Below are 26,997 nucleotides of genomic sequence, written 5' to 3'. Positions count from 1 at the left end.
CCATGAGCAACCCAAGCGACAAGACCAAGAACATCGTCAACGTCACCTACGCCCAGGCAGGCACCTCCGTCACCACCGACGAACTGGGCATGCGCGAAATGCAGCGCCGCGTCTACGCCGAACGAGCCGCCCAATACCTACTGGTCAAAGCACCCCCGGCCTCCGGCAAATCCCGTGCCCTCATGTTCGTCGGCCTCGACAAACTCTTCAACCAAGGCTGCACCAAGGTCATCGTCGCCGTACCCGAACGCTCCATCGGCGCATCCTTCTCCAGCACCAACCTCACCGCCCACGGCTTCTTCGCCGACTGGGAGGTCAAACCCGAAAACAACCTCTGCACCCCCGGCTCATCCAGCGGAAAAGTAGACCGCTTCACCGCCTTCCTTAAAGGCCCCGACACCGTCCTGGTTTGCACCCACGCCACCCTACGCTTCGCCTTCGAAAAACTCGCCCCCGAAGAATTCAACGGCACCGTACTCGCCATCGACGAATTCCACCACGTCTCAGCAGACCTCGACAACAGCCGCCTCGGCTCCCTACTCAGCGACATCATGGCTCACTCCGACGCCCACATCGTCGCCATGACAGGCTCCTACTTCCGCGGCGACTCCGTCCCCGTACTCACCCCCGAAGACGAAGCCAAATTCACCCCCGTCACCTTCAACTACTACGACCAGCTCAATGGCTACCAGTACCTCAAAACCCTAGGAATTGGCCACCACTTCTACCAGGGGCGCTACACCGACGCCATCGACCAGGTACTCAACCTCGACAAAAAAACCATCCTGCACATACCCAGCGTTGGATCAGGCGAATCTACCAAAGACAAATACGAAGAAGTAGGCTTCATCCTCGACACCATCGGCGACCACGTAGAAACCGAAGACGACACCGGAATCATCGTCATGCGCCGCAAAGACACCGGCCAACTGGTTCGCGTAGCCGACCTCGTAGACGACACCGACCCCAAAAAACGCAGCACTACCCTCACCTACCTCACCACCGTCGCCTCCAAAAAACACGACGCAGTAGACATCATCATCGCACTCGGCATGGCCAAAGAAGGCTTCGATTGGCCCTACGCAGAACACGCCCTCACCGTCGGCTACCGAGCCTCCCTCACCGAAGTCATCCAAATCATTGGGCGAGTCACCCGAGACTCAGAAGGCAAAACCCACGCCCAATTCACCAACCTCATCGCCGAACCAGACGCCGCCCAAAGCCAGGTCACAGTCTCCGTCAACAACACCCTCAAAGCCATCACAGCATCCCTGCTCATGGAACAGGTACTAGCCCCCAACTTCAACTTCAAAGCCAAAAAGGGGAACGACGACTACCCTGACCCCGGCACCATCTCCATCAAAGGCTTCAAAGAACCCTCAACAGAACGAGTACGCCAAATCGTCCGCACCGACCTTAACGACCTCAAAGCCAAAATCCTGCAAGACGACTCCTTTGCCCGAGCCGCCACAGGAGCCCTTGATGCAGAAACCACCAACAAGGTCATCATCCCCAAAATTATCCGCACCCAGTACCCGGATCTCAACGATGAAGAAGTAGAAGAAGTCCGTCAGCAGGTCGTTGTCGACTCCGTCGTCAAGAACGGCGAAGTACGCAACGTAGGTGACAAAAAATTTGTGATGATGGCTGATAAGTTCATCAACATTGATGACCTCAACATCAACCTGATTGATACTATTAACCCCTTCCAGAAAGCCTTTGAGGTGCTCTCTAAGTCAGTCACCCCCAATGTGCTTCGGCTTATTTCAGATACCATAGCCACCAATAAAATCGTGATGACACCGGAAGAAGCCTTGGCGCTCTACCCCAAAATTAAAATGTGGGCACAGGTCAACGGCCGCAAACCCGACCGCCGAACCGAAGACGCAACCGAACGTACCTACGCCGAAGCCCTACTCATCCTGCAAAAAGCCAAGCGAGAACGGGAACAGAGACGGGCAGCTGCTGGGCAGGCACCCGAAACAGAGTCACAGAGCTAGGAAGGCTAAACCATGAGCACTGAGAAACCCTCATTCGATGAATTGTTAGACCAGCTCATTGCTGATGACACCGACGGGCTGCTCGACACCCCCGAAAAACCCAAGCCCATCACCGCTACCGACCGGCTTGAACGTGCCTTCCTAGAAATCGTAGATTTCCGACGGGAGCACGACCGCCTGCCCTCGCCAGATACTCTTGAGATTTCTGAACGTAAACTAGGGGCACGATTAGTGGGCTTTCTCAACGATGAAGCCAAAGCTGACCTGGTACGGCACCTAGATGAGTTTGACCTTCTGGCTCTACCCGAAGCCCCCACCAGCGTAGATGAGCTATTTGAAAGTGACATCGATGTACTCGACCTGCTTGAAGACGGGAATGATATCTACGACTTCACCGGCATGGAGGAGCTCCAACGTGAACCCGATGAGTTCGATGTAGCTCAGCGTAAAAAGGCCGAAGACTTTGAAAAATTCAAGCTTTTCTTTGAGCTCAAGCACCAGCAACTAGAAACCGGCGAGCTGAAACTTGGTAAATTCTCAGGTGTCTCAACTATCAAGCAGGGGCGTTTCTTTGTACTGGGCGGAGTCATGCTTTACGTGGCAGAGGTGGGGGAGACCGAATACGTTAAGAATGGCGATCGGAAGGTACCTAAGGAACGTCTACGAGTCATTTTTGAAAATGGAACTGAGTCCTCTATGTACCGTCAGTCGTTAGCTGGGCGCTTGGGCGAGAAAGACGGGCTTGCCCTACAAGAAACCAGCCATAGTGGGTTCGTTACTGAAGAGCTGGGCGATACCTTCTTGCCTGATGGCTATATTTACGTGCTCAAATCGCTGAGCACTAACCCAGATATTGCGCAGCTTCGTGACCTTTACAAGATCGGATTTTCGCGTGGGCCTGTGCAGAAGCGAATTGCTCATGCAGAGACTGAGCCCACCTACCTGATGGCGCCTGTTGAAGTGGTTGCAGAATACGCGGTGCAGAACTTGAGGATCTCAAAGCTGGAACACCTCCTCCACAAAATCTTTTGTGATGTTCGCCTGGATATCGTTTTGAGCGACGAAGCTGGGCAGCCTTTCAAACCCTCAGAGTGGTTCATAGTACCCCTAGAGGTTATTGATCAGGCTGTACTTATGGTCATCAATGGTGACATCGTGGATTTCGAGTACGTGCCGGAGCTGCAGAAGCTGAAGTACGTGGGATAGAAATTGAGCCGGATGGACTATATCAATATTATTGATGGAAAACTTCCTGAATCTGATTGGCTGGACTACAAGCAGGAATGGCATACAAATACAGCTAAACTGATTGCTGATATTCTTGCATTCGTTAACACTGCACATCAGCGTACCTGCTACATAATTTTTGGCATTGCAGATGACCTGTCTGTTATCGGTCTTGAAAATGATGTAAACAGAAAAAATACTGAGCAGATAATTTCAATTTTTCAAGAGCTTAAATTATCTAGTTCAACACCTGTATTGACAGTGCGTGAAGTTGATTACTGGGGTAAAACAGTTGATATTCTGGAGATTGGAAATTCACGAGATGTCCCCCTGTATCTTATCGAAAAATATACTAGAGGATCCAGAGGTGGCGGCAAAGACGGTGTCGTAAATATTGGGCCAGGGCAAATATTTTGCCGAATTGGGAGCAGGAATACACCTCTCAATAAATCTGCAAATACTTTTCAGGTAGAGGCTTTAATGCGAAAAAAGTTTGGGCTGGACCTAAACGTTCAGCAGAGATTCGAGCTGCTTCTTGAAAAGCCACAGGAGTGGTCGCTTGTAGAAAATGAAACAAAATATATCTACAATTTTGATCCAAATTATTGGTTCTGTTTTAGAGATCTTCCAATAGGTGAGCGGCTTGTGACAGGTGATTTTTTTCCCTGGTTGCTTAAAGCTTCCATCTTTGATTCAGAGAAAAAAGTAAGCAGCTATCAGCAGGCTGTACTCCATTATGGAAATCACTGTATCCTAGAGTCTGGTTTATTCCATCATTTTGATCGCGATCGAGGCTGGCTGCCAGCTCCGAAGAGGATGTGGAAGTCATGGCCTCAGGGTAAGATTTCATACTTGTACTATGTTAACTCTTCTCTTGAGATGAAAATTTATAACTTTATCTCAAAGTATCATGAAATAAATTATGGGTATGAATATTTAGAAGATAAGTATTCAAATAGTTCAATTATTTCTGAAATTCCAATATTCGAAAATCAGAGTGACGTTGAGGGTCTGCTTGAAATTGAAAACACTAGTGGGGGAAGGGTTAAATATTCACTCGGTGATTTAAGTGATGAAATGAAATTAATGGGGTTTACTGGTGAGTCTATTGATGTTATGAACTCAACTTATTTTATAAAGAATCGGTATAGTAAATAGGCAATAATGCATGTTCATAAGTGCAGGTGAAACAGGCTCACAAGATGGATGACTACATAAACTTGGACCCCATGCCCCTTACCACTTCCCGCGCCCTCTACGAGGCGGCGTCCGCGCACGCCCTGGCCCTGCCCGGGGCTGAAATCTACCGCTTTAGCCCCCGCAGTGAGGCCGAAGCAGCTCGCGTTGCCGGCAAATGGTTCATGGTGCTGGCCGAGAAGGACGGCACCCAGCTGGTCAACCTCAAAGCCGACCCGGCAGACGTCGCCGCCATCATCGAAACCCACCCGGCTGCCCAAGAAGCCTGGCACATGAACAAAACCCACTGGTACACCCTCACCACCAGCGAAGACCTCACCCAAGACCTCCTGGCAGAACTGATTGCCGAGTCCTACCTCACCATCGTCGACAAACTCCCAGCCAGCAAACGTCCGCTCGGCTGACAAGCCATCGCCCAGAAGCTCAATCAGCAGCTACCAGCTAACCCCGCCTAAGAAGCAGAAGACCGCCGCCAACCTGCCCGGCAGGCAAGCCCTACCAGCACCAGGCCAGCACCCAGCCCCAGCAGGGCCAGGGAAGACAGGCCTGTGCGGGCCAAGGACTGCGGGCCTGGGCTACCCTGACGGGCTAGGTCCGTGGGCTTGCTATCAACCTGATGATCGCTCACCTGACCGCCATCAGGCTGGCTCTCGCCGGGCATATCCCCGCCGGGCTCCACCTCGTCCTGGCCTTCTACACTCTGCCGGCAATCCACGGTAGCCCCCAGGTCAACCTCAAAAACCGCCTGTTCATCCATCCCATCGCGGGAAAGAATTGGCGAAGCACCCAAGGCAAAATCAAGGACCACATCAGCCCTCTGGCCCGGGCCCAGGCTCCCCAAGGACTGGTACACCGCCACCCCCTGAGCAGGGCCAGCAAACTGCCTCACCTCCCCGGTTGAAAGACCAGCCTGAACCAGAAGCGGGTGGGCTCCTGTTACCAGCACCTGCGGGACCTCAACCCCCTCAAGCGTCACCACCAGCTCATAGGTGCTCACCTCACTGGTATTCACCAGGCTCAGGCGATAATCCTGTGAACTGCCCGGGGCAAGAGGGCCTAGGGTAAGATCCAGCCCCGTGAACTCAGGGCCCAGGGCCGCCTGCTGGCCGGACGAATCAGTAACAACCACATCAGCTAGATTCCCTGCCGGGCACACCTCAAGAGGGGAACCAAGGGTCAGAAACAGAGCCTCAAGCATCGCTCTGCTCCTGCGCCGTCCCAGCCCGCCGGGCCTTCTCAACCCCGGCAGCTACCACCTGATAGAGGGCATAGCCCGCAAGCAGGGCAACAGTCACCATGGTCAGCGTCCGCTTACTGGCCGGATCCAGCCACTGGGCAACATACCCCATATAGGGCACATGGTACTTGGCCACCGCCCGCACCTGTTTGTCGTAGACCGGCTCTGGGTCATCCACCTGGTTGCCGTCCCCGCGGGTGCGGTAGGCAACCTGCCCGTCCGCCTGGATAGCCACCGACTGAATCCGGTGGGTGACCAGGGTGGGGTCATCAGGGTTGGGCATGAAGGTAATGACCTGCCCGGTCACCAGCTCCTTGCGGGCCTGGCCCTCCACCGGGGCGACCACCAGCTGGGAGCCAACAGGGTAGGTAGGCTCCATGGACCCGCTCTGGACGGTCAATGGCACCCAGCCCAGCAGGGCGGGCAAGGCCACGGTGAGGAACAGCAGGGTCAGGACGGCCAGGCCCAGCACCAGGGTCAGGACGCTGGCCAGGCGGGCAAGGGGGCCCCTCGCCCCGGTCTGATCCGGGGCCTGGCTACCGGTTTCTTGATGTGCCGGGGCAGAACCGCGGCCGCTGTTCAGGAACATCACCGGCTGACCCCCCACCCCTGGTAGTAGTCAGGAAGGTTACTTTCAGCAGGGACCTCAACCACCTGATAAGTCTGGCTGACTTCATCTGTGGCCAGGGTGGGCTTGGCCCGGCGGAAGGTCTGCTGGGTCTGGTAGTAGAAGGGGGAATCCATGTAGTAGCCCGAGGCCGTGCCCCCGGCGTCCGCAATCAAAAAGCGGAACTTGAGGTCCAGCCCGTAGCTGTATTGGCCGGACGGGGCCGGTAGGGGGGAACCCAGATCAGCCCAGTTGGCCAGGTGCAGGCCCACCGCCCCGCGTCGCCAATCTTCAGTAGCCCAGGCTACATACTGCTCAGGCCGATAGATACCGTCGGCCTGGTCCACAACCCGGGTGAAGGCTGCCGACGCGTCAATTGATCCTGAGAGCGGGGTGAAGGGCTTGTCTGTGCCTGTGGGGCGGTAGAGAACCTGCACCCCGTAGAGGGTGCTGCCGCGCGGACGTCCGTCCACAGCCCAGGAGGTAGGCCAGCGCCATTTCAGCACGTCATAGCGGGCAGTTGCCGCGTACTTACGGTTTTCAAAACCGTGGTGGGCCGGGCCGGTCTGGGGCTGGACCGCTGGAAGATTCAGCGCCGTGGTAACGGAGGCCGAAGCTGAAGTAGACCACCTCACATCAGCCAATCCGGGGGCTGGCTGAGGGGTGAGCGGGGACGCACCGGGCAGGGCTGTTTCAACCGTGACCGTGGTGGTGAGGGCTTCAAGCAGCTGTTCAAGATAGAAGGAGAGCAGGGCCTCAGGGGAGGTATTTTTCGGCTCGGTCACCCGAGGGCACAGCTTAATCCCCTGCCCCGGGGCCAGGTGAAGGACGCCCTGGGCCGACATCAGGGGGCCCGGCGAGTTCTCAAGGGGGAGGGCTTGGGGCCCCTGGGAGAGGTCAAGGCTCTGGTAGACGGGGGTAATGCGCTGGGCATCTGGGGAGTGCTCCACCCCGGCGCAGGAGCCGGGGGTCAGGTCAGCGGTGAGGTAGACCGAGTAGGTCATGCCGTACCGGCTCATGTCTTTCCAGAGGGAGTTGCGCAAACCGGCCTGCTGCTCAGGCAGACTCACCGAAAGGTCGCTGATGCGTAGGGCTATATCCCCGGTAGTGGCTTGACTGGTGACCACAATTCCCGGGCTTGAGGTCAGGGACTGGGGGAGAAAGGTCGTGGGATCGAGGTCTGTACTTACCCCGTGCTGGTCTGTGGTGAGGGTCAATTCCCCGCCCAGGGTGGCAGGGGGCGTGGCAAACCTGGCGTCGGTACCCGCCCCGGTGGGGGCAGCCACCAGGAGCAGGGCGGCAAGGGCTAGAATGGCACGTTTTTTCATCGGGAATCCTGCTCTGCATAGACCCTGAACCGGGGCACCCAGATTTGCTGGGTCAGGTGAGCTAGCTCTTCAGCGGACGCAGCAGAGCCGGCTACCCGGGTCAGGACAGTCAGGGTAAAGGTCCTGGGGGCTCCCTCACCGGGGCCAAAGGGGAGGCGGACGATGCCGTCACTTCCAGCTTTGGCCGCCTGGCCGCCGTCCTGCCCCTGGGCAACCAGCCGGGCACCCAGGATCTGGTAGGGGGCAGGCAGCTGGGAATCTTCTGGGGCCAGGACCAGGTGGCCGGTCAGGTTCTTACCCTCGGCGGTGAGGGTGAGCTCATAGGTGAGGGCGACAAGATCCCCACCCGAGAGGGTTAGGGACGTGGCTGAATTGGGCAGCGAGCAGACATCCTGCACCCGGGTTCCAGGTGTTGTGAACCCAGATAAATCCGGGAAAGAGTCAGCTTCCCGAGGCGCGGGAAGAACCTGGCAGGTAGCCTGGGGAATCGACCGCTGGGCAGAAACAGGATGGGCCTGCACCCCGTAGATACTGCCTCCTGTGAAAGCGCCAACCTCCAGATTGAGGGCCCCCGTGGTGAGCTGCTGGGGGCCGGTAGGCTGCTGGGAATCAGCAAGCCGGGCCAGGGTCGTCTCCCCAGAAACCCCAGCAAAAAACACGACAGCCCCCAGACCGGTAGCGATCATGGCACGACGTAGGCGCCTGGCTACCGGCCTCAAGGGCTGACGGGCTTGCGGGGGCATGGGGTTAGAGACTAGCGATTAGTCTGGGCAACAGTTACCTTCAGGGCATTCAGATTAATGGTCTTATCCTGCATCAGCTGGCCGTACCAGGTGTCATCAGGGGTGCTGCTGCCGGTAGCTGATGCCTCGGTGGTGTTGGTGTATTCGGGGAAGGTCAGGGTCAGGGTGACATTGTAGGTCGTACCGGAATTTGCTTCGGTGAGGGTAGTGACCGGGGTTCCCCGATCATCGGTGACGACGGCAGTGTAGTGGATTTTGCCAGGCTGAGGCTGGGGGCTAATGAGGTCCTCAAGGCCGGTGCCGTCCATTGAGGCAGTGAGCTCAGCAACCAGGTTCTTACCGATGATGGTGGGGGTGGCGGTGGTGGTGTAGGTGAGCACGTCACCGGGGACGATCTTGTCGGTTGCAGGGTCAAACGGCCAGCTGACCTGGGGGTTGGTGGCGGTGTTGATTTGCCACATTCCTGCTCCGGTGAAGAGGGAGAGCTGGCCGGTGGTGATGGTGGTCTGGCCGACCTCGGAGGTGTCGTACCAGCGGGCAAAGGTGCCTGCGCCGCCGGCAAGAAGGATGATGGCTGCGCCACCTGCGAGGGTGGCCTTGAGGGAACGCTTCATGGTGTGTCCTTGCAATGATAGGGTGCGCCACATGTACGCTACTGGGCTGGGTGTGACGCGGGGTGGGGGAGGTGGAAACGTGTCAGGCGGAGCTACCTTGCTCCTACCTGTTGGGATTTCCAGACAGTTTGAGTATAAGGGGCTGCTTGTGTTCACCTCACTTTAATGTGAGAGGGGTCTCATGGGTTAAGTCACAGAGTCGTCATAGAGACTAGTCAGAGTAGAGCACTTGGCGAATGTGCCACTTACTCCCGAGCGGGGCACTCTAACTGCCCCATTCGGGAGTAAGCGCCACAGTCGCCTGTAAACTAAGAGGGTGAGCACAACAGAAAACACCCAGAACTCAGTAACCTCAGCAGACTTCACCCTGCGCACCATCGACCTGCGCGGAACCTCCCATTCCTACGCCGAGCTGCGCCGCCTCGTCCCGCGCCAGACCACAGAGTTCGTAGGGAACGCGCTCACCACCGTCCACGAGATCCTTGAAAACGTACAGGCCCGCGGGGCTGACTACCTGCGTGAACTCTCCGCCCGTTTTGACGGCGTAGACCAGGGGGCCCTGCGCGTGCCTCAAAGTGCCATTGACGACGCCGTCGCCGCCCTGGATCCAAAGGTTAGGGCCGGGCTTGAAATCGCTATCGAACGCACCCGCGCTTTTGCAGCAGCCCAGCGCCCCGCTGACCAGACCATCGAAGTTGCCCCCGGGGCCGTCCTCACCAACCGCTGGACCCCCGTGCGCCGTGCAGGCGTGTACGTGCCCGGCGGCCTGGCTGTCTACCCCTCATCGGTCATCATGAACACCGTGCCCGCCCAGGCAGCCGGTGTTGGCTCCATTGTGCTCTGCACCCCACCCCAAAAAGAATTCGGCGGTCTGCCCCACCCCACCATTCTGGGTGCAGCTGGCCTGCTGGGTATCACCGAAGTCTGGGCCATTGGCGGTGCCGGGGCCCTCGGTGCTATGGCCTACGGCCTGGACGACGCCGGTGACGTCCTCGAACCCGTCGACACCATCACCGGCCCCGGCAACATCTTTGTCGCCATGGCCAAGCGGGCCCTGCAAGGTGTTGTAGGTGTAGACGGCGAAGCCGGCACCACCGAAATCGCGGTCATTGCCGACGACACCGCCAACCCCGACTATGTTGCCGCCGACCTGATTTCTCAGGCAGAACACGACCCTAACGCCGGGTCCGTCCTGATTACCCACAGCCCTACCCTCGCTGCCGCAGTGCAGGACGCCATCAACCAACGAGCAGCTGCGACCAAACACAGCGAGCGGGTGGCTACCGCTCTGACCGGCCCCCAGTCGGGTGTTGTGCTCACCGATACCCTCGAAGCTTCCATCGCCGTAGCAGATGCCTACGCCGCCGAGCACCTTGAAATCCACACTGAGAAGGCAGAAGAGGTTGCTGCTCGCGTGAGAAATGCTGGCGCTATCTTCATCGGCCCCTACTCGCCGGTACCCCTGGGCGACTACGCGGCCGGGTCCAACCACGTTCTGCCCACAGGTGGCTCCGCTGCCTACGCCTCGGGGCTGAACACCACCGTCTTTATGAAGGCAGTTCAGCTCATCAACTACAGCGAAGGTGCCCTGGCTGAAATTGGAGATGCCATCGTTGCTGTTGCCCAGGATGAAGACCTGCCCGCCCACGGTGAAGCTATCACAGCCCGTACCCGTGGTAGCCGATAAGGAGGACGCATGAACTGCCCCTACTGCCGCAACTCGACCTCCAAGGTCGTTGATTCTCGCACGACCGAAGACAATTCAGCAATCCGCCGCCGTCGCCGCTGTGAATCCTGCGGAAAGCGCTTTACGACGGTTGAGACCACCGCTGTTTCAGTCATCAAGCGAAGCGGAGTCACTGAGCCTTTCAACCGGGCCAAAATTATTTCTGGTGTGCGCAAAGCCTGCCAGGGGCGCCCGGTCAGCGAAGACGATCTGGCCAAGCTGGCCCAGGAGGTTGAGGAGTCGATTCGGGCTAAGGGCCTGGCTGAGATTGATGCCCATGAGGTTGGGCTTTCCATTCTTGAGCCCCTGTCTAAGCTGGATACGGTAGCTTACCTCCGCTTTGCCAGCGTCTACCAGGCCTTTGAGTCCCTGGATGATTTTGAACGGGCCATTGCGGCCCTGCGGGAGGCTGGCCTGGGGGCAGGGGAGCAGCCTACCCTGCTTTAGTTGGTCTCAGCCCAGCTGACGGTGACCCTCAGGAGCCCTGCTCTGCACGGACTCTGAGCACGCTAAAGTTTGGCCCGCCCACAGTCTTCTGTGGGCGGGCCAAACTCTTTAATGTCTGGTGCTTTTCAGGTGGGCTAGCTGAGGTTGCTGGGTTTCTTTAGCGGCCCAGGCCCTGGTAGTCCCAACCTGATGCCTGCCAGTTATCGCGGTCAAGGGCGTTGCGTCCGTCGATGATGCGGGCGGTTTCAACTAGGGTGGCGGCCCGGGCAGGGTCTAGCTCCAGGAACTCGCCCCATTCGGTCAGTAGCAAGACCATTTGGGCCCCTTCGAGGGCCTGGTAGGGGTCGCGGACGCAGGTCAGGGCCGGGTAACGGGCTGCCACCCCCTGCAGGGCTTCGGGGTCGCTGATCGTGACAGAGGCCCCGGTCTCGGCCAGGCGGACGGCGATGTCGAGGGCAGGTGAGTCGCGGATGTCGTCGGAATTTGGTTTGAAGGCTGCGCCGAGGACGGTGATGCGGGCCAGGTCCATGTTCCCGCTGAAGGCCTGGATGGTTTGGGTAACGACGCGGTCGCGGCGACGCTGGTTGATGGCATCGACGTCGCGCAGGAAGGAGACGGCGTCAAAGACTCCGAGTTCTTCGGCCCGGGCCATGAAGGCGCGGATGTCCTTGGGCAGGCAGCCGCCGCCGAAGCCGACACCTGCCTTGAGGAACTTGTTGCCGATGCGTTCGTCGTAGCCGATAGCGTGGGCTAGTTCGGTGACGTCGCCGCCGGTGGCTTCGCAGAGTTCGGCCATAGCGTTAATGAAGGAGATCTTGGTGGCCAGGAAGGAGTTTGCGGCGACCTTGACGAGTTCTGCGGTGGGGTAGTTGGTCTTGATGAGTGGGATACCTTCAGCCAGCAGGGGGGCGTAGACCGAGTCGAGGGCGGCCGCTCCGCGGATACCGGCGGGGGTGTCGGGTAGGCCGTAGACCAGGCGGTCGGGGTGGAGGGTGTCCTTGACCGCAAAGCCCTCGCGCAGGAACTCGGGGTTCCAGAGCAGAACGGCCCCGGCAGCTTCTGCCCGCTGAGCGAGGCGTTCGGCGGTGCCAACGGGCACGGTTGATTTGCCGACGATGACGGTGCGGGGGGTGCCGTCTTCGGTGGGGCCGGTTTCGGGGAGGGCGGCCAGTATCATGTCGAGGGCTGCCTCGACGTAGGTCAGGTTGGCAGCTTTGCCGTCTTCAGACTGGGGGGTGCCAACGGCGATGAAGTGGACGTCGACGTCCGCAAGTTCTTCGCTGGCGGGAGCCAGGGCGAAGCTGAGGGTACCGGCGTCGAGAGCGCCTTGGAGCAGTTCGGGGAAGCCGGGTTCAAAGAAGGGGGCCTTGCCCGCTGAAAGGGCTTCGATTTTGGCGGCGTCGACGTCGACGCCCAGGGTTTGGTGGCCCAGGTGGGCCATTGCTGCTGCGTGGACGGCGCCAAGGTAGCCACAGCCGATGACAGAGATTTTCATGGTTTGGGTTCCTAACAGTGGTGGAGTTATTTCAAATAATAGGTCGTGTTGGGTTGGCTGGGTATGTGATGGCACTAACCCCCAGCTGGGTGAAGCGCAGATGACTGGTTTAGATTAGGGTGCGGGTGATCCAGGTGCCGAGCCAGCTAGCTGAGGAGGGCCTGAAACTGTAGATGCAGGCGATTCGAATGCGGGCGGCCTGGGTGTAGAGGCTCAGCCGGTCGAGGTTTTTGACGGTGTTGACGGCCATTCCTTGAACATGTTCTAGCTGCCTGAGGTAGGTGTCGTAGCTAATCCGGCCCTGGACCGTCCTAAGTTCAAGGTGGGCAAGAAGGTTGCCCAAATCGAGTTCGGGTTCGCCCCAGGCGGCGGTGTCGAGGTCGAGGATACCCAGGTTGGCCCCGTCCCAGAGCAGCTGCTTATCGTGTAGGTCGCGGTGGAGTAGGGCGGTGGGGCTGGGCTGGCCGTCTACCAGCTGGGCCATGGTGTCATCTGCTGTTTCCTTGAGGCCCTCAAGAGCGCCTGTATCGATTCCCGGCCCGCTGAGGGAGCCGTGGGCTTCAGCCTGGGCCAGCCACTGGTCGAGGACGGCCTTCTCCTGGGAGACACCGTGGTCTGCTGGGATGAAGGGGCAAGCGGGGCTGGGCAGGGCACCTCCTGCTGCCCGGTAGTGGGCCCCGGCTGCCAGGAATCGGGGCCAGAGGGTAGCGAACCGCTGCCAGGCTTCGATACTTTGATCGGCAAGATCGTAGGGGGTGGTGCCGGGAATGAGGCTAAAGGCTAGGGAGTGGTCGGTGACGTCTGTGACCTGGGCTGTTGTAAACCCGACCTCAGAGGCGAAACTACCCACGGCCTGGCTGGCTGCGACAACCCCGGCGACCTTGGCGGCCTTTAAATGCTTGGTGACCTGTTCGGGGTGCTTGACGACGGCCCGTTTTCCGGCCCGGTGGACCAGCAGGCTGGTTTCTGGGGCAGCAAGATCAGCTTCTAGGGCTGGCAGTTTGCTGTCCTGGCCGTAGGGGAGCAGCTGGAGGTGGCCGTCGGCGCTGATGGTGGCTGCGCGAAGCTGGCCGGAGCCGTCCTTGATTTCAGCGGTGAAGCTACCGTCGGCACCCGGCCAGGCCCGGCGCACAGGTCCGGGGTTTTGGTCTGCATGGGCTGCGCGGACGGCTGCCAGGGCAGGGGAGAGGGTCATAGCAGTTCCTCAAGTCGGGTGAGTTGGTGGGCGATATCGGTGCGCCAGCTGGGCTGACCGGCCCGCAGGGGGGCTGTGAGTCGGTGGGCTAGGGCGTGGGCGGTGGCTAGCTGGATCTGGTCCCCGGCTACCGGGTTTCCCCCGGCCCCGTAGTAGCCCTGCAGGAAGGCCGCCCCGGCCACCGAATCGCTGGTGGCCAGGTAGGAGCCGAGGTCAGTTGCTGCCGGAGCCAGGTGGGCCCGGTCGAAGTCGGTGAGCCAGTAGCGGGCGGCGGCCCCCCGGCCTTCTGTCAGCACCTGGTCGGGGGAGGCGTCCCCGTGGACGAGCACCGCCTGGCCGCTCAGAGAAGGTAGGCGGCCAGCTAGTTTAAAGCAGCGGGCTGCTAGATCAGGGGCAAGGGAGTCGAGGACGGCAGCATGAACCTGCAACTGCTGGGCCCCGTCAGATTGCGCCCCTTCGAGGTGCTGGGCCAGATCGGGGCTGGGGGTCACAGCGTGGAGGCGGGCGAAAAGGGCCCCGGCGGCCTCAGCCTGCTCAGGAGTCTGATTCTTCGAGAGGTCAGCCTCCCCCACAAAGGCCAGGGCGGGCAGACCCGTGGCTGAATCGGCAGGCAGGCAATCGGGGACGGGCAGGTGCTCGGCTAAGAACTGGTGGACGGCTATATCAGCCACCTGCCCCCCGGCCAGGACCCGTACCACCCGGGTGCCCCCGGTGGTCATGTCCCGGTAGGCAACGACGGCCCGGCGGGCCGGGTTGTAGCGCAGAACCTGGGCAGCAGGCAGGGTCAGGACGCCGGTAGCAGCCAGGGGCTTCATGAGCTTGGGGTCAGCCGCCAGGGGGCCAACCTGCAGTACAGCCCCCGGCAGGAATCGTAGGGCCGCATCTACCACCGGAGCCTCAAGCCCGAGAGCCTGTGCCTTCTGTTGGTGACGGACTACCTTCCGGGAACCTGCTGGCCACATGAGCCGCACCCAGGCCGGGGGCTGCCCGTCCTTGGCCTCAGACCCACCGGGCAGCCCGGCGGGTGAGGACGTCCGTAGGGCAGCGAGCAGGGAGGTGCCGGGCTTGACCCGCAGGCTGGCAATTTCCACCGGCTGACCCAGCCGATCAGCCAGGTAGCCGGGTTCCAAGAACCTGTCGAGGGCTTGAACCGTTACATCAATACCCACTATTCCTCCACTCTTAGCTCATGGGGACTCTGCTCACCGGCAGAGACCCAAGCCCGGAAAACCTTTGACGACTTCAGCAGGTCGGCGGGCGACCCGTCCATCTGAACCTGGCCGTCCTGCAACCAGACCACCCGGTCAGCCCGCAGGGCAACTTCAGTATCGTGGGTCACCGCCAGGGTCGTCTTCCCGTCCACCAGCTGCTCAATGGCGTCCATGACCAAACCGGCAGACTCAGGATCCAAACCGGTGGTTGCCTCATCGAGCACCACAATCGGGGTATTGCGCAGCAGGGCCCGGGCAATGGCGATACGCTGCCGCTGGCCACCAGAGAGGGTGCCACCGCGCTCACCGACCATGGTGTCATAGCCGTCCGGGAGCTTCTCAATGAAGGGGGCCGCGTGGGCTGCCCGGGCAGCAGCCTCAATCTCTTCATCGGTAGCATCAAAGCGGCCGTACCGGATGTTCTCCCGGATAGTCGCCGTAAAGAGTACAGCCTCCTGGTGCAACAGGGAGATGTTTGAGCGCAGCTCCTCCATATCGGTGGTTGCAATGGTGGTTGAATCGATACTGACCGTTCCCCAGACAGGGTCTTGGGAGCGGCCCAGCAGGCTCACCAGGGTGGACTTACCCGCCCCTGACGGGCCAATAACAGCCACAAACTCACCGGGCTCAACCGTCAGATTCAGGCCCCGAAGAACCGGGTGGCCCTCGTATTCGGTGTAGACATCAGAGAAGACAAGGCGGCCTTCAATAGCCCCTAGCTTCTCAGGTTCAGCCAGCTGAACCAGGTCATTTTCGATGTCCATCAGGTCAGCTACGCGCTCGCCGCTGGCGGTTGCCCGGGCGATACGGCCGGTGTATTTGGCCATGTCCCGCAGGGGTTTCATGGTGGTCTTGAGGTAGGTGGTAAAGAGGACGAGGTCGCCGATAGTCATGTGGTTTTCCATCACCCGCCAGGCTCCACCAAGCATGACAGCTGCTGTGGCAACGCCGACGATGACGTCGGTTCCGCGCTCTAGACGGGCTGCCAGGCGCCGGGCCCGCACCCCGTCCTTCAGCGACTTCTTATTCGCTGAGACAAACCGCTGGCCGATGTGGTCTTCCAGCCCGTAGGCCTGCACCACCTTAATAGAGGAGAGGGATTCCTGGGCCGTGTTGGCCAGCTGGCCCTCAGCCTTGCGGGTCTTGCGGGAGGCCTGGGCAATTTTCTTGGCCGTTCCCCGGGAGATGAGGGGGAAGATGACCAGGGCGACGACCACCACCAGGGAAAGAATGGGGTCAATAATCAGCATAACCACCAGCATGACCACCAGGGTCAGCATGTTGGCAATCAGGGGCAGGCCGGCGGTGACGGCTACTTCTTGGAGCTTGGCGACGTCCCCGACAATTCTTTGGACGGTATCAGCTGAGCGGTTGCGGGCATGGAAGCCCTGGGGCAGGCTCTGCACATGGTTGAAGACGCGGGCCCGCAGCAGGGTGGAAGCCCGCGACCCGACCAGGGTAAAGGCAACGGTGGCCAGGTAGTTGGACAGGGCCCGCATGCTGACGATTCCGACCAGGGCCAGAGCACACCAGATGAGCAGGGTCCAGGAGGCAGCCGGGCCGGTCTGCTGGGCACCTAGGCTGACGGAGAGGGCGTCCACCACGATTTTCAGGGGCCAGGGTTCGAGAACCCGGAAAGCCACCTCAAAGAGGAGGGCCAGGGTGCCGCTGGCTGCCAGGGTTCGCTGGGGCTTGATGTCGGGCCCGATCAGTTCGAGGGTGCGGCGCAGGGCCTTCTTTTGAATGCGTTTAGCCACGGGCTACGTCACCGCCCGGAACCTGGGCTAGGGTAAAGACCTGTTCGACAACCTGAGCCCAAGAATGACGGGTTTCGGCCAGGTGACGGGCCTGCCTGCCGTAGGTTTGCCTGAGCTGGGAGTTAGCTGCCAGCTCGTCGATAGCGGCTGCCAGGGCGGGGGCGTCGGAACCGGGAACCAGGGTGCCTGCCCCGTCGATAATGTCGGGGATTTGGCCGATGGCGGTGGCGACGACGGGCAGGCCGGCTGCCAGATACTCATAGACCTTCAGGGGGGAGAAGTAGTGGTCGTCGCTGGCAGACGGGGCCGGGTAGGGGGCAACTCCTATGGCGGAGCCGGCCAGGGCTGCGGGCATGTCCTCGGGGGCTAGGGCACCGGAGAACTCGACCTCTAGGCCAAGTTCAGCGGCCTGGGCCTGGAGGTTTTCCCTCTCGGGCCCATCTCCCAGGATACGAAGGCGCCAGGGCTGGCGGGCTAGGGAGGCTGCGGTGATGAGGTCTGCTACCCCGTGCCAGGGCTTGAGGGTGCCCACGAAGGTGACGACCGGAATCCCTGCCTCTTCGGGGGAGGGGGTGATTCGGGTGGTGCTGACCCCGTTGGGGATGGCCGGGACGGTGGCCCCCGCTGCTTTCTGCTGGGCCCAGGCTGCAACCTGGTCTGAGACGGCATAGGCTAGGGTGGCCGAGCGCAGCTGGGCAACCAGGGCCTCTTCTGCAGCCTGCTGGTGAACCAGAACCCGGTGCTGTTTCTGCTCGTCAATCAGGGGAGCATTGATTTCTAGGACGCCGGGGGCGGCGGAGTCAGCAATGACGGTTGAGAAGAGGGAGTAGCGCTCGTAGACGAGGTCAGCCCCCCAGGCCTGGATATCGGCCACAATCTGGTGGGAGACTTCCTGCTGGGCTTCTTCCCGGTCGGCTGCTTCCTTGGTGGCAATGGGGTAGAAGGCAGTGGGCAGGTTGACTAGATCCGCTGGAACCTGCTTGCCCGATCGCACCGCAAAGACCTTGACCTCGTGCCCGAGGGCTAGGAACTCGCGCACTACCTCTTGGATATGGACGCTGGCGCCCTTGGTGCCAAAGACCGGAATGCCGGGGTCTACACAAACGTAGGCGATACGCATTAGTTTTCTACTTTCTCAAGGGCTGCTAGGGCCTGGGCCTGGGTGCGGCTGTCAAAGTTCTGGTCGATGAGGGCTCGGGCGCCGGTGGCCAGGGCCCGGGTATCGACCTGGCCTAAGGCGATTGCTGCCAGGGCCTCAGCCAGGGCCTCAACATCGTGGGGTTCTAGGAGCAGGCCGGTGGTTTGGTGGTGGATTACTTCGGGAAGGCCGGTGACGGCCGTTGCGATAACCGGGGTTCCGCAGGCCATGGCTTCGAGGACGACTGTGGGCAGCCCGTCAACGTTGCCGTCCTCTGCCGGGACGCAGGGGGCAGCAAAGACGTGGGCCTCGGCCAGCATGTGGCGCACCTCTTCTTGGGTGAGAGGCCCGGGCATGGTCACCTTCTGGTCAAGATCAAGCCGGGTGACCTGTTCTTTGAGCTGGCCTGTCAGTTCCCCGGAGCCTCCCAGGGTGAGCCTGAAATCGATGCCCTGCTTCTCCAGCAGAGCTAGAGCGTCCAGCAGCTGGACAAAGCCCTTCTTAGGGACGTGGCGGCCGACCGCTGCGATCTGCAGGGGCTGGTCGGCGGACGGGACAGGGGGCAGCTGGAAGGGGAAGCGGTCAAGTTCTAAGGCGTTGTACTGCAAGACGATATTAGCCCCGGTGCCCTCAAGAACCCGCTCCAGGTAGGCGCGGTTATACTCAGAGATAGCAATGACCGATTGGGCGTCAGCGCAGATCCGGCGCAGCCAGGTCATGTCCACGGACTCGTGGAAGATGTCTTTGGCGTGGGTGGTGACGGTGTAGGGGATCCCGGTCAGCTGGGAAGCTACCCAGGCCATGCGTCCTGCCAGGGAGGCAAAGTGGGCGTGCAGGTGGGTGATACCGTCTTTGCGGACCCGGGCAGCGAGGGCCACCCCCTGGGCGACGTCGCTGGCTGAAAGGTCTAGGAGCTGGGGAAGGATCGCTGCAAAACGCTGGCGCATGTCTTCGTCCGTGAGGGATGAAGCAACCTGCTCCCAGAAGCGGGCGGCCTGGGAGGAGCGGGGTATCCAGGTGACGGGGGCCTGCACCCGGGCTAGCTCGGGGTGGAAGCGGGTATCGGTGGTCGGACGCAGGGCGTAAATGGATAGGTCCTCACCGGCAGCTTCCCGGGCCAGGATCTCAGTGACCACAAAGGTTTCTGAGAAACGGGGGTAGACCTTGAGTATGTAGCCGATGCGGCTCATGCGTCCTCCTGCTGGGTAAGTGACGGGGTAGTGGGATGTGACGGGGCGGGCTGGGCCTCTGGGGTTGGGGCCAGAATTTCAGCAACCAGGGTGGCTGCCCGCCAGAGTCCGTCCCTCTCGATGTGGCTGCGATCAAGGGTCTGGCTGGTGGCCTGGGCTACCCAGGCGCTGGCTTTCTCCGGGGTGAGGTCCTGGGTGCGGCAGTAGTCTGCTACCCCCGCAGCTGCCAGGGCCCTGGCCCGGATTAACTGCTCGGTGCGGGGGGTCTCCCGCGGGACGATGAGGGCCGGGGTATCGGTGGCAAGCACCTCGTTGGTGGTGTTGTAGCCGCCCATGCAGACCACGGCAGAGGCCTGCCCAATCAGCTGACTTAAACCGGGCAGGGAATGGATCACCTGGACCCCGGCGGCAGCCTGCTCCACCAGGCGGTGGAACCGTTCAGCTGCTAACTGGGGGCCGGTGACCACCAGATGGTCATACCCGGCCGGTGGCGCAACCTGCACCATGGTTTCTAGGAGGGCGTACCCGTCCTCCCCACCGCCAGCGGTGGTCAGGACGAAGGGGGCCTCGGGGTGGGCCTGTCCCTCAGGCTCGGTGAGTTCCCGGCCCAGGGCCAGGTAGCCGGTAAACCGCGCCTTATCGGCAAGGACGGCAGGGATCTCCCCGCTCTTGACGGGGTCATGAATCACAGGATCCCCGTAGACCCACAGGGAGTCAATGACCTCCCGCAAGTCCTGGGGGTCCCCATTCTTGAACCACTCTGCGTGGGCCACCTCAGGGGCGTCCAAAATCTCTCGCAAACCCAGGACGATATGGGTACCGGGATGGTGCTGCCGTAAGGTGGCCAAAGGCCCCTGCAGCTCCCGCATTACCCCGTAAATATGGCGGTCAATAATAACTACATCCGGGGCAAACCCCAGCAGGGAGGCTTCAAGCAGCTGGGAGCGGAGTTTCACCAACAACTGGGTGGTTGTGCCCAGGGAGCGGGAGGCGTACTGGCCCTTGGCCTTATGAACACTTGGAATAAAAACCCAGTCAAAACCTGCAGGGAGGGGGAACGCTGCCGCATGGGGCAGGCCCGACACCAGCAGGCCAGCCACCGGGCGGCCGGTCAGAGCCGGGACGGTCTGGGCAATATGGTGGGCCAGGGCCAGGTTTCGGCGGACGTGGCCTAATCCCTGGGAATCATGGCTATAGAGCACAACCCGGATAGGATCCAGGCGTAGCTCCTCCTCAAAGGTCGAAGTCATCGGTAATGGCATTTTCGTGGGCCGGTAAAACCGGGGCGGGCGAGTATTTCTTCCACTGTAGGGAGCCAAGATGAAAGAAAAATGAAAGAAACACAAGGTGCCGTGCCACAAGAAGGACGGCCTGCCCCGCACCACCAGCCAGAGGGGCTAGTGGGCGGGGCGGGCCGTCCTGAACCTGCATCAACAGGAGTGAAAATGTGTGGGAGATATAACAGCTCAAGCAGGGGGAGGGGAGCTCATACGGCTACTCCACCCGCTTGCCGGGATTCTTAGCCTTCCTGCTGGGCCGCCCAGAGGGCAGCACCCACAATACCGGCATTGTTCCGCAAGGTTGCCATGACCATGGGGGTGCGGATCTCATCCTCAAAATAGGGCATGAACTTCTCGGGGTTCTTCGAGATACCGCCACCGATGACGAAAAGGTCAGGGGAGAAGAGGAACTCAACATGGGAGAAGTAGCGGTGCAGCTTCTTGCCGTACTTCTTCCAGGAGTACTCGTGGATCTCCCGGGCCCGGGCTGAGGCGCGAGACTCAGCGTTATGGCCATCAATTTCCAGGTGGCCCAGCTCAGTGTTAGGAATCAGCTGCCCGTTCATAATCAGGGCAGAACCAATACCGGTGCCCAGGGTAATAACAGCCACCAGGCCCTTGACCCCCTTACCCTGGCCGAAGACAGCCTCAGCCAAACCGGCTGCGTCCGCGTCATTGAGGGCGTGGACGGGGCGGCCACCCAGGGCAGCGCTCATAATGCCCTCCAGATCAGCCCCAATCCAGGAATCATCAACATTGGCTGCTGACAGGGTCACCCCGTTTTTCACGATGGCGGGGAAGTCAATACCCACAGAGGAAGAAGGCTCCGGAGCCAGCTCCCGGCCCTGCAACTCAGCGACGATTTCCTGGACGACAGCGGCGCAGGCTTCGGGGGTTGCAGGCTGGGGGGTTGGGATGCGGAAGCGCTCGCCGATGAGCTCACCGGTGCGGGTATCAACGATACCGCCCTTCATGCCGGTGCCACCGATATCAATACCGATGCGGAGGTCGGCCGGGGTGGGGGCAGGGAACTGGGGTGCGGTGTTCTCGCTCATGGGTGCTCCTTGTGAGGTTGTCCCGGTGCAGGGCCGGGGGATTGTGTTTTAGGGTAGGGTCAAAATATCGACGCCGTCAGCGGTGACCACCATGGTGTGTTCGAACTGGGCGGTGCGCTTGCGGTCGCGGGTGACGACCGTCCAGTCGTCCTCCCACATGTCCCATTCGATGGTGCCGAGGGTGAGCATGGGTTCGATGGTGAAGATCATGCCTTCTTCGATGACGGTGTTGTAGGCCGGGGCTGCGTCGTAGTGGGGGATAATCAGGCCGGAGTGGAATTCGCGGCCGACCCCGTGGCCGGTGAAGTCGCGCACGACGCCGTAGCCGAAGCGGGCGGCGTACTTTTCAATGACGCGGCCAATGACGTTGATTTCCCGGCCGGGGCGCACGGCCTTCATGGCCCGGTTGAGGGCTTCTTCGGTGCGCTCGACCAGCAGGCGGGATTCTTCGTCCACGTTCCCTACGAGCAGGGTGCGGTTGGTGTCCCCGTGCATGTCATGCAGGTAGGCGGTCACGTCGAGGTTGAGAATATCGCCGTCTTCAAGGACGGTGGAGTCGGGGATACCGTGGCAGATGACCTCGTTGAGGGAGGTGCAGACGCTCTTGGTGAAGCCCCGGTAGTCAACGGTTGAGGGGTAGGCCCCGTGGTCGCAGATGTATTCGTGCACCAGCACGTCAATCTCGTTGGTGGTGGTGCCGGGTACCGCTATTTTTTCGGCTTCTACAATGGCTCCGGCGGCGATTTTGCCGGCGGCCCGCACTTTTTCAACTTCTTCGGGGGTGTAGAAGTTTGAGCCTTGGCCTTCATTGGCTTCGGGCTTGCCTACGTATTCGGGGCGGACGATGTGCGCCGGTACCGGGCGCATGGGGGCAACGACGCCGGGGGTCAGGTTGCCTATGGGGGCTTTGCCCGGCTCGGCGGGGAGGTTGTGGCTTACAGTTGATGTCGACATGCTCTCTAGCTTATCGGCTTGTAGCTAGGGCTGGGGCCTGCAGCCGGTGCCAAAAGCTGTATCTTTTGCCTAACCGGGCGTAGAGTGGTGCGTGCAACACTTTTGGCAATGAGAAGGAGACGCCATGTCACTGAACGACTACACCCCCGGCCCCCACGACACCCAGTACTGGTACAACCTGAGTACTGGCCAGGTCGAAGAAGGCCAGCAGTCAAAGATCACCGAGCTCTGGGGCCCCTTTGCCACCCGCGAAGAAGCAGAGCAGGCCATGGAAAAGGCCAAGAAGCGCAACGAAGAATGGGACGAGGGCAAGGACGCCTGGTAAAGCCTATTAGTGGCAATTATTACGGAATATGTAATTCCGGTGGCTTTTAGGGAAAAATTAAAATTTTTCCACCTTTCAGGTGGAAAAACATTCTAAAAAATACCTGCCTGGCATGTGGTTTGCCAGGCAGGTGTTTTGTTAGTCCATGGGGCTAACTCTGGATTCTATGAATTCAATATCTTCAGGTGAAAGGTTGTATTTTTGGTATAAATATTGGTCTAGCTCTCTTATGTTTAGATGCCATGGAATGTCAGATTTTTTGCTGAAATCCTGCAGGGGAACTTTTTGCCATTTATCTCGGGTATTATCTTGCGTAATTTTTAATGTCCCAAGATTTGCTCTGCAAAACTTAGTTTTGATATACTTTAAACAGTTATCGGCTTCCAGTTGAGTTTCAAATTCACCGATTGAAATAAAAGTTTCGGTGAACCCGACGAGGGGGGACCCGACGAGGGGGGACCCGACGAGGGGGGACCCGACGAGGGGGTGGATAGGACCTCTCCGATTGCGCCGCTACCGTTTGATTTTGGGAGAATTACTTTATACTTATTCAAGCTAGCTGGTGCTGAAACATAATCTTCCCGAATCCAGCGGTAGGCCCTCTTCTTTTCGTCAAGTCCTAATAATTGGATGTATTTATGGCCGTCTGTCGGTTTCTCTTCATGTAACACAGTGTCTTTGAGGACTTTAAAGGCCGAGGTGCCAATATCATTCTTATGTCCTTTAGACTGCAAACGCTCAATCTCAGGAAAGTCCTGATGAGCCATGTTCGAAAGCTGGTATACGCCGCGTCCGCTGATGATAGTACTCAAAGGAGTATTTAGAAGGGGAGCTACCTTGTTCGCAATGGAAGTTAGTTCCTGGCTGGAAATAAATGTACCAATGGGACCAGAAACAATGTCCTTGTCCCGGTAGGTAACAACAACTCCGCCCTTGATATCAGTAGAAGGGAAAACCTTGGAGCTATCCTGCTCATAATAGATGACTTTAAGGTGCTGATCCTCAAGCATCTTCTGATTAAAATCTTTTGGAGTACCGCCTGCGTTAAAGAGGAAGCGTGCAGGGGTAATAAGAGCAACCTTATTCGCAAGTTTATAGGATAATTCCATAAAGCGATGATAGATGGGATCCTGCTTGCTACTATCGCCAGCCGCGTCCTTCTGGTATGGCGGATTTCCCACAACAACATCAAACTTCACTGATTTAAAAGCCTTTTCTACTTTTTCTAGACCTGCATTAAGGTTGGCCTGTAGGTCCTGGTCAAAACCCTTTATATAAACAATATTTGTCTCTAAGCTCCGGTAGCCTGCCAGTGTCCGCTGAGTGATAGTGGCAGCCATGGGAGTCTTAGCAATTGCAAAGATCTGCTCCTTAAGGATCCTCTGATAGACCTCAACCGGGGCGAACCTACCACCGTCATTCTGAGAGAGAGCCTGATGGTAGAGACTCATAGCCACATGGAGGGGATAGAGGCCGGTCTTGGCATTGATATCCAAGAACCGTATACCCGGCTGGTACACCTTATCAGTAATTCCAGCTTGAGAAACCCAATTGCTCTGATAGACACCACCTGAGCTGGTGTACTTGAAGTCTTCGTCGTAGAAGCTAAGGCCACCAAGCGTCTTGATTAGCTGCAGGTTAACTACCCTCCAGGGAGTTAGAACAGTTTCCTTATCTGGATTTTTGAAGGTTCCAAAGAGCTCTGCAACCTTTTCAGCCCGCTCCACCAGGTCGAGCTGGTCAAATGATTTAGCCTTGCGACGGATAATCTTTCCGGCCTCAATGAAGACTTCAGAATCGTAGTATTTAGTAATCTGCCGGAACATGGCCTTGGTAAAGCCTTTGGGCATGAACTCGGTCCAGGACTCATCATCAACAGATTTCACGAATCCATCAATCGTGATATCCTCACTCAGATCTACAGGCATACCGTAAATCATCATCGGAATACGGATAGAAACACCACGCAGAATAGAAATCATCGCCTTGCGTTGCTTTTGGGCTGCCTTGATTTTCTCAAGAGCGTCTTTTTCTTCCTGGGTACGTTCACGAGGTTTTTTCTTCTGAGCCCTCTGGCCAGTATCATACTCTTCATCTGTTAGACCGTTGTCGCTAATAGTCACATTAGCGCTACGCTCAGTCTTAGTAGTGCCAACAATTGCTTTTACATGGTTGAAGAGTGAAGCGTCATCTGAGGTAAGGGTGAGGAGCTCATCGTTATACAGGCTGTCGTCCTCAAAACCTGAACGAACGGCCTTCTCCGCATAAACCTTCTTCAGCTGAGTTAACATTTGGTCGACATTGAACGACTTCATGTCATGGCCCTCGTGGCTCAAGATCGGCATGAAATTGAGCAATTGAGCCATGGAGTCTCTTTGCTCCTGGGTGTTCTTTTTGCCTACCCCTGAATTGATTTGGGCTGCTTCAGCCATGACGGTCAGCGCCCTGTCCGGTGCAAAGTCAAAGACGTAGCATTCTTCCTTGGGGCCAAGAACCGGATCGGAGAAAGGCGTCTGGGCCCTAAAAGCAGCCTGAAGATAACTCGTAGGACTTGATGTATTTGAAAGGAACACAACACCAGTCCACTCAGGGACATTCACACCTGTGGTGAGTTTGCGAACCGTCAATGTGATTGACTTACTTTGGCTGGGATCGGCCCCGATAGCTGAACGAACTTTTTCTAGGTCATCGTGGGTGGCTTCGCCCCCGTTGTCGCCATCCTTATTATTGACGACATTTACAATGTTGTACTCTTTACCAAAAACAGGGTGGCCAACAAGTAAATCTTCAAGTGCTTTCGCTTCCTTTACACCAGGAAGTAGCCATAAGGTATGCCGGAGTCTCTGGCGGAACTCTTCACGAGCAAAGGGGTAGTTTGAATTCTTATTCTTCCGCCCAGAGATATTGTCTAAGAAGGCAGAAACATCAGACTGGTGGATGAACTGATTGTTTTCATCAACCCTGAAGAATTCCCTGAAGTTGAAGGAACCCCGGTCGTCAAGATAACCTTCCTGTTTTTCCATCTGGAAGGTAAACATATTCACCCTGGGTAGAGCCCCGTAAGGGTTGGGCTGATCTGGGTTTTCCAGCGAAAATCGGAGCTTGGCCTCCTGCTCCATGGTGTAGTCCCAAGTATAAATTTGATCATCTTCATACTTGCTCAGGAGGTTAAAGGGCGTCCCAGAAAGTTCCAGTACCTTTGTACTTTCTTTACGAATCTCCTTCATGACATGTTCACTGAGCTCGGTTTGGGTGCCCTCATGGGCTTCATCAATGACGATAAAATCCCAGTCAATGTCAGCAAAATTTTTCAAATTAGTTTCTCCGCCGCTATGGCGAAGATACTGAATTGAAGCAAAGTAGATGAAGGGAGTATCTCCAGCCTTCAGTTCTTCTAGACTTTTCCCCTTTCTGACGGAGCCATAGCTATAACCAGCTTCCTCCATCTTCATTTTAGAGAAATCTTCAAACCAAGAATCCTTGACCACCGGGCGGTGGGTCATCAATAGTACCTTCTTAAAACCTAAATCCTTGATAAGCTGTAAGGTCGTTAAGGTCTTACCAAAACGCATTTTGGCATTCCAGAGCATATCCTTCTTCTTGGTTTTGAATACCCTCTTGGTTTTATTTAAAGCATCAAGCTGGCTTGGTCGAAGAGTAATTTCTCCGACTGTGACCTGTTCTGGTGTTGATGGTGCCTTGTATTTTGAATCTAATGAATCCTGGCCATTTTTTACAGCTACAATTGCTTCTTTTGCTGCAATAAAATCAACCTTAAACCATTCCTTGCCTGATAGGTTTTCAGCCCTCTTGTATCCAGAATTTGTAAGAACCTTATGGACATCTCTATCATTGAACCAGGTATTCGTTGAGCTAATATAGGCGAGCTCGGCCCATTCCAGGTTGTAAGGCAGACCAGATGTTCTCATGTAACTGTTAATGCGGCTAGCTGCTTGAGACCTTAAGAAGTCACTATTGGGGGACCAGTCCTTCTCTAAATCGTGTTGTGAAACGCTGGTTTCACCCACCTTGCGGGTTCCTTCAAAAAACCCTAGCTCCCCAGATGAATTATCAACACTTTGAACATAGATGAGCTTCCTGGCGGCAGTCTGGTAAAGATCTTGAGTTTCAGGAACGTGGAAGTTATCGGTAAGGTTTGATTTGATATCAACATCTGTGAACTCTTGCAGATACCACATGAGCTGGAACAATATTTCTTTGAGGTACCTCAACGAATTTTCAGCAGTTGCGTTATCAGGGTTTAGGACATG

The 26,997-nt window shown here is 58.1% G+C and carries 22 protein-coding genes; 7 read left to right on the top strand and 15 right to left on the bottom strand.

Annotated features, from left to right (window positions below; genetic code table 11):
- Positions 1-2 precede the first annotated feature (2 nt).
- The 4 genes from ACMXX3_RS09845 to ACMXX3_RS09830 all read left to right on the top strand — a co-directional run bounded on the left by ACMXX3_RS09845 (position 3) and on the right by ACMXX3_RS09830 (position 4,828).
- Positions 3-2,000, top strand: a complete 1,998-nt coding sequence (locus ACMXX3_RS09845; protein ID WP_421084533.1) for a DEAD/DEAH box helicase — start codon at positions 3-5, stop codon at positions 1,998-2,000.
- Positions 2,001-2,012: 12 nt separating this feature from the next.
- Positions 2,013-3,206, top strand: a complete 1,194-nt coding sequence (locus ACMXX3_RS09840; protein ID WP_421084532.1) for a GIY-YIG nuclease family protein — start codon at positions 2,013-2,015, stop codon at positions 3,204-3,206.
- A gap of 12 nt (positions 3,207-3,218) precedes the next feature.
- Positions 3,219-4,385, top strand: coding sequence for an ATP-binding protein (locus tag ACMXX3_RS09835; protein ID WP_421084531.1), 1,167 nt, complete (start codon positions 3,219-3,221; stop codon positions 4,383-4,385).
- Positions 4,386-4,456: 71 nt separating this feature from the next.
- The gene (locus ACMXX3_RS09830) at positions 4,457-4,828 is read left to right on the top strand and encodes an MmcQ/YjbR family DNA-binding protein (RefSeq protein ID WP_421084530.1); all 372 of its coding nucleotides are present in this window, start codon (positions 4,457-4,459) and stop codon (positions 4,826-4,828) included.
- A gap of 47 nt (positions 4,829-4,875) precedes the next feature.
- Here the strand turns inward: ACMXX3_RS09830 and ACMXX3_RS09825 are convergent, their stop codons facing one another.
- From ACMXX3_RS09825 to ACMXX3_RS09805, 5 genes are all read right to left on the bottom strand, one after another.
- A complete protein-coding gene (locus ACMXX3_RS09825) occupies positions 4,876-5,553 on the bottom strand; it encodes a hypothetical protein (RefSeq protein ID WP_421084529.1) in 678 nt (225 codons plus the stop codon).
- A 61-nt stretch (positions 5,554-5,614) separates the two neighbouring features.
- Positions 5,615-6,250 (bottom strand): signal peptidase I, encoded by a 636-nt coding sequence (locus ACMXX3_RS09820; RefSeq protein WP_421084528.1) that lies wholly within the window; start codon positions 6,248-6,250, stop codon positions 5,615-5,617.
- Entirely contained in the window at positions 6,250-7,596 is a 1,347-nt protein-coding gene (locus tag ACMXX3_RS09815; RefSeq protein WP_421084527.1) for a hypothetical protein, read from the bottom strand. Before ACMXX3_RS09815 ends, ACMXX3_RS09820 begins: the two co-directional genes overlap by 1 nt.
- Complete coding sequence (locus ACMXX3_RS09810) at positions 7,593-8,339, bottom strand: hypothetical protein (protein ID WP_421084526.1); 747 nt, start codon at positions 8,337-8,339, stop codon at positions 7,593-7,595. Before ACMXX3_RS09810 ends, ACMXX3_RS09815 begins: the two co-directional genes overlap by 4 nt.
- Positions 8,340-8,350: 11 nt before the next feature.
- Entirely contained in the window at positions 8,351-8,953 is a 603-nt protein-coding gene (locus ACMXX3_RS09805) for an alternate-type signal peptide domain-containing protein (protein WP_421084525.1), read from the bottom strand.
- Between the two features lie 316 nt (positions 8,954-9,269).
- On the opposite strand from ACMXX3_RS09805, the gene hisD reads away from it, so the two are divergent.
- Together hisD and nrdR are read left to right on the top strand one after the other, a co-directional pair.
- On the top strand, positions 9,270-10,640 hold the full coding sequence (gene hisD / locus ACMXX3_RS09800; RefSeq protein ID WP_421084524.1) for a histidinol dehydrogenase: 1,371 nt from the start codon (positions 9,270-9,272) through the stop codon (positions 10,638-10,640).
- 9 nt (positions 10,641-10,649) lie between these two features.
- Entirely contained in the window at positions 10,650-11,126 is a 477-nt protein-coding gene (nrdR, locus tag ACMXX3_RS09795) for a transcriptional regulator NrdR (RefSeq protein ID WP_421084523.1), read from the top strand.
- 157 nt (positions 11,127-11,283) lie between these two features.
- Here nrdR and ACMXX3_RS09790 read toward each other — a convergent pair whose 3' ends face one another.
- From ACMXX3_RS09790 to map, 9 genes are all read right to left on the bottom strand, one after another.
- A complete protein-coding gene (locus ACMXX3_RS09790) occupies positions 11,284-12,621 on the bottom strand; it encodes a UDP-glucose dehydrogenase family protein (protein WP_421084522.1) in 1,338 nt (445 codons plus the stop codon).
- A 109-nt stretch (positions 12,622-12,730) separates the two neighbouring features.
- Positions 12,731-13,816, bottom strand: a complete 1,086-nt coding sequence (locus ACMXX3_RS09785) for a phosphotransferase (RefSeq protein WP_421084521.1) — start codon at positions 13,814-13,816, stop codon at positions 12,731-12,733.
- On the bottom strand, positions 13,813-14,985 hold the full coding sequence (locus tag ACMXX3_RS09780) for an aminoglycoside phosphotransferase family protein (protein WP_421084520.1): 1,173 nt from the start codon (positions 14,983-14,985) through the stop codon (positions 13,813-13,815). Before ACMXX3_RS09780 ends, ACMXX3_RS09785 begins: the two co-directional genes overlap by 4 nt.
- Complete coding sequence (locus ACMXX3_RS09775; RefSeq protein WP_421084519.1) at positions 14,985-16,784, bottom strand: ABC transporter ATP-binding protein; 1,800 nt, start codon at positions 16,782-16,784, stop codon at positions 14,985-14,987. The genes ACMXX3_RS09780 and ACMXX3_RS09775 overlap by 1 nt, the downstream gene beginning before the upstream one ends.
- Entirely contained in the window at positions 16,777-17,904 is a 1,128-nt protein-coding gene (locus tag ACMXX3_RS09770; RefSeq protein ID WP_421084518.1) for a glycosyltransferase family 4 protein, read from the bottom strand. The genes ACMXX3_RS09775 and ACMXX3_RS09770 overlap by 8 nt, the downstream gene beginning before the upstream one ends.
- Positions 17,904-19,112 carry a glycosyltransferase family 4 protein gene (locus tag ACMXX3_RS09765; protein ID WP_421084517.1) on the bottom strand — a complete coding sequence of 403 codons (1,209 nt, stop codon included), beginning with the start codon at positions 19,110-19,112 and terminating at the stop codon, positions 17,904-17,906. Before ACMXX3_RS09765 ends, ACMXX3_RS09770 begins: the two co-directional genes overlap by 1 nt.
- A complete protein-coding gene (locus ACMXX3_RS09760) occupies positions 19,109-20,362 on the bottom strand; it encodes a glycosyltransferase family protein (protein ID WP_421084516.1) in 1,254 nt (417 codons plus the stop codon). The genes ACMXX3_RS09765 and ACMXX3_RS09760 overlap by 4 nt, the downstream gene beginning before the upstream one ends.
- A gap of 269 nt (positions 20,363-20,631) precedes the next feature.
- A complete protein-coding gene (ppgK, locus tag ACMXX3_RS09755) occupies positions 20,632-21,447 on the bottom strand; it encodes a polyphosphate--glucose phosphotransferase (protein ID WP_421084515.1) in 816 nt (271 codons plus the stop codon).
- 48 nt (positions 21,448-21,495) lie between these two features.
- A complete protein-coding gene (map, locus tag ACMXX3_RS09750) occupies positions 21,496-22,401 on the bottom strand; it encodes a type I methionyl aminopeptidase (RefSeq protein WP_421084514.1) in 906 nt (301 codons plus the stop codon).
- Positions 22,402-22,525: 124 nt separating this feature from the next.
- On the opposite strand from map, the gene ACMXX3_RS09745 reads away from it, so the two are divergent.
- Positions 22,526-22,726, top strand: coding sequence for an SPOR domain-containing protein (locus ACMXX3_RS09745; RefSeq protein ID WP_135011355.1), 201 nt, complete (start codon positions 22,526-22,528; stop codon positions 22,724-22,726).
- A 365-nt stretch (positions 22,727-23,091) separates the two neighbouring features.
- Here the strand turns inward: ACMXX3_RS09745 and ACMXX3_RS09740 are convergent, their stop codons facing one another.
- On the bottom strand, positions 23,092-26,937 hold the full coding sequence (locus tag ACMXX3_RS09740; protein ID WP_421084513.1) for an Eco57I restriction-modification methylase domain-containing protein: 3,846 nt from the start codon (positions 26,935-26,937) through the stop codon (positions 23,092-23,094).
- Positions 26,938-26,997 lie beyond the last annotated feature (60 nt).

Origin of the sequence: Rothia nasimurium (assembly GCF_049068285.1) — a bacterium.
Classification (GTDB): domain Bacteria; phylum Actinomycetota; class Actinomycetes; order Actinomycetales; family Micrococcaceae; genus Rothia; species Rothia nasimurium_I.
This window is presented reverse-complemented; position numbering and strand designations above follow the sequence as displayed.

What these genes read in the sequence shown, in the direction of transcription:
- ACMXX3_RS09765 (WP_421084517.1), bottom strand. Translation starts at nt 19,112, where the DNA reads ATGAGCCGCATCGGCTACATACTCAAGGTCTACCCCCGTTTCTCAGAA.
- ACMXX3_RS09815 (WP_421084527.1), bottom strand. Translation starts at nt 7,596, where the DNA reads ATGAAAAAACGTGCCATTCTAGCCCTTGCCGCCCTGCTCCTGGTGGCT.
- ACMXX3_RS09820 (WP_421084528.1), bottom strand. Translation starts at nt 6,250, where the DNA reads ATGTTCCTGAACAGCGGCCGCGGTTCTGCCCCGGCACATCAAGAAACC.
- ACMXX3_RS09840 (WP_421084532.1), top strand. Translation starts at nt 2,013, where the DNA reads ATGAGCACTGAGAAACCCTCATTCGATGAATTGTTAGACCAGCTCATT.
- ACMXX3_RS09770 (WP_421084518.1), bottom strand. Translation starts at nt 17,904, where the DNA reads ATGCGTATCGCCTACGTTTGTGTAGACCCCGGCATTCCGGTCTTTGGC.
- ACMXX3_RS09790 (WP_421084522.1), bottom strand. Translation starts at nt 12,621, where the DNA reads ATGAAAATCTCTGTCATCGGCTGTGGCTACCTTGGCGCCGTCCACGCA.
- ACMXX3_RS09805 (WP_421084525.1), bottom strand. Translation starts at nt 8,953, where the DNA reads ATGAAGCGTTCCCTCAAGGCCACCCTCGCAGGTGGCGCAGCCATCATC.
- ACMXX3_RS09830 (WP_421084530.1), top strand. Translation starts at nt 4,457, where the DNA reads ATGCCCCTTACCACTTCCCGCGCCCTCTACGAGGCGGCGTCCGCGCAC.
- nrdR (WP_421084523.1), top strand. Translation starts at nt 10,650, where the DNA reads ATGAACTGCCCCTACTGCCGCAACTCGACCTCCAAGGTCGTTGATTCT.
- ACMXX3_RS09785 (WP_421084521.1), bottom strand. Translation starts at nt 13,816, where the DNA reads ATGACCCTCTCCCCTGCCCTGGCAGCCGTCCGCGCAGCCCATGCAGAC.
- map (WP_421084514.1), bottom strand. Translation starts at nt 22,401, where the DNA reads ATGTCGACATCAACTGTAAGCCACAACCTCCCCGCCGAGCCGGGCAAA.
- ppgK (WP_421084515.1), bottom strand. Translation starts at nt 21,447, where the DNA reads ATGAGCGAGAACACCGCACCCCAGTTCCCTGCCCCCACCCCGGCCGAC.
- ACMXX3_RS09845 (WP_421084533.1), top strand. Translation starts at nt 3, where the DNA reads ATGAGCAACCCAAGCGACAAGACCAAGAACATCGTCAACGTCACCTAC.
- ACMXX3_RS09745 (WP_135011355.1), top strand. Translation starts at nt 22,526, where the DNA reads ATGTCACTGAACGACTACACCCCCGGCCCCCACGACACCCAGTACTGG.
- ACMXX3_RS09835 (WP_421084531.1), top strand. Translation starts at nt 3,219, where the DNA reads ATGGACTATATCAATATTATTGATGGAAAACTTCCTGAATCTGATTGG.
- ACMXX3_RS09760 (WP_421084516.1), bottom strand. Translation starts at nt 20,362, where the DNA reads ATGACTTCGACCTTTGAGGAGGAGCTACGCCTGGATCCTATCCGGGTT.
- ACMXX3_RS09810 (WP_421084526.1), bottom strand. Translation starts at nt 8,339, where the DNA reads ATGCCCCCGCAAGCCCGTCAGCCCTTGAGGCCGGTAGCCAGGCGCCTA.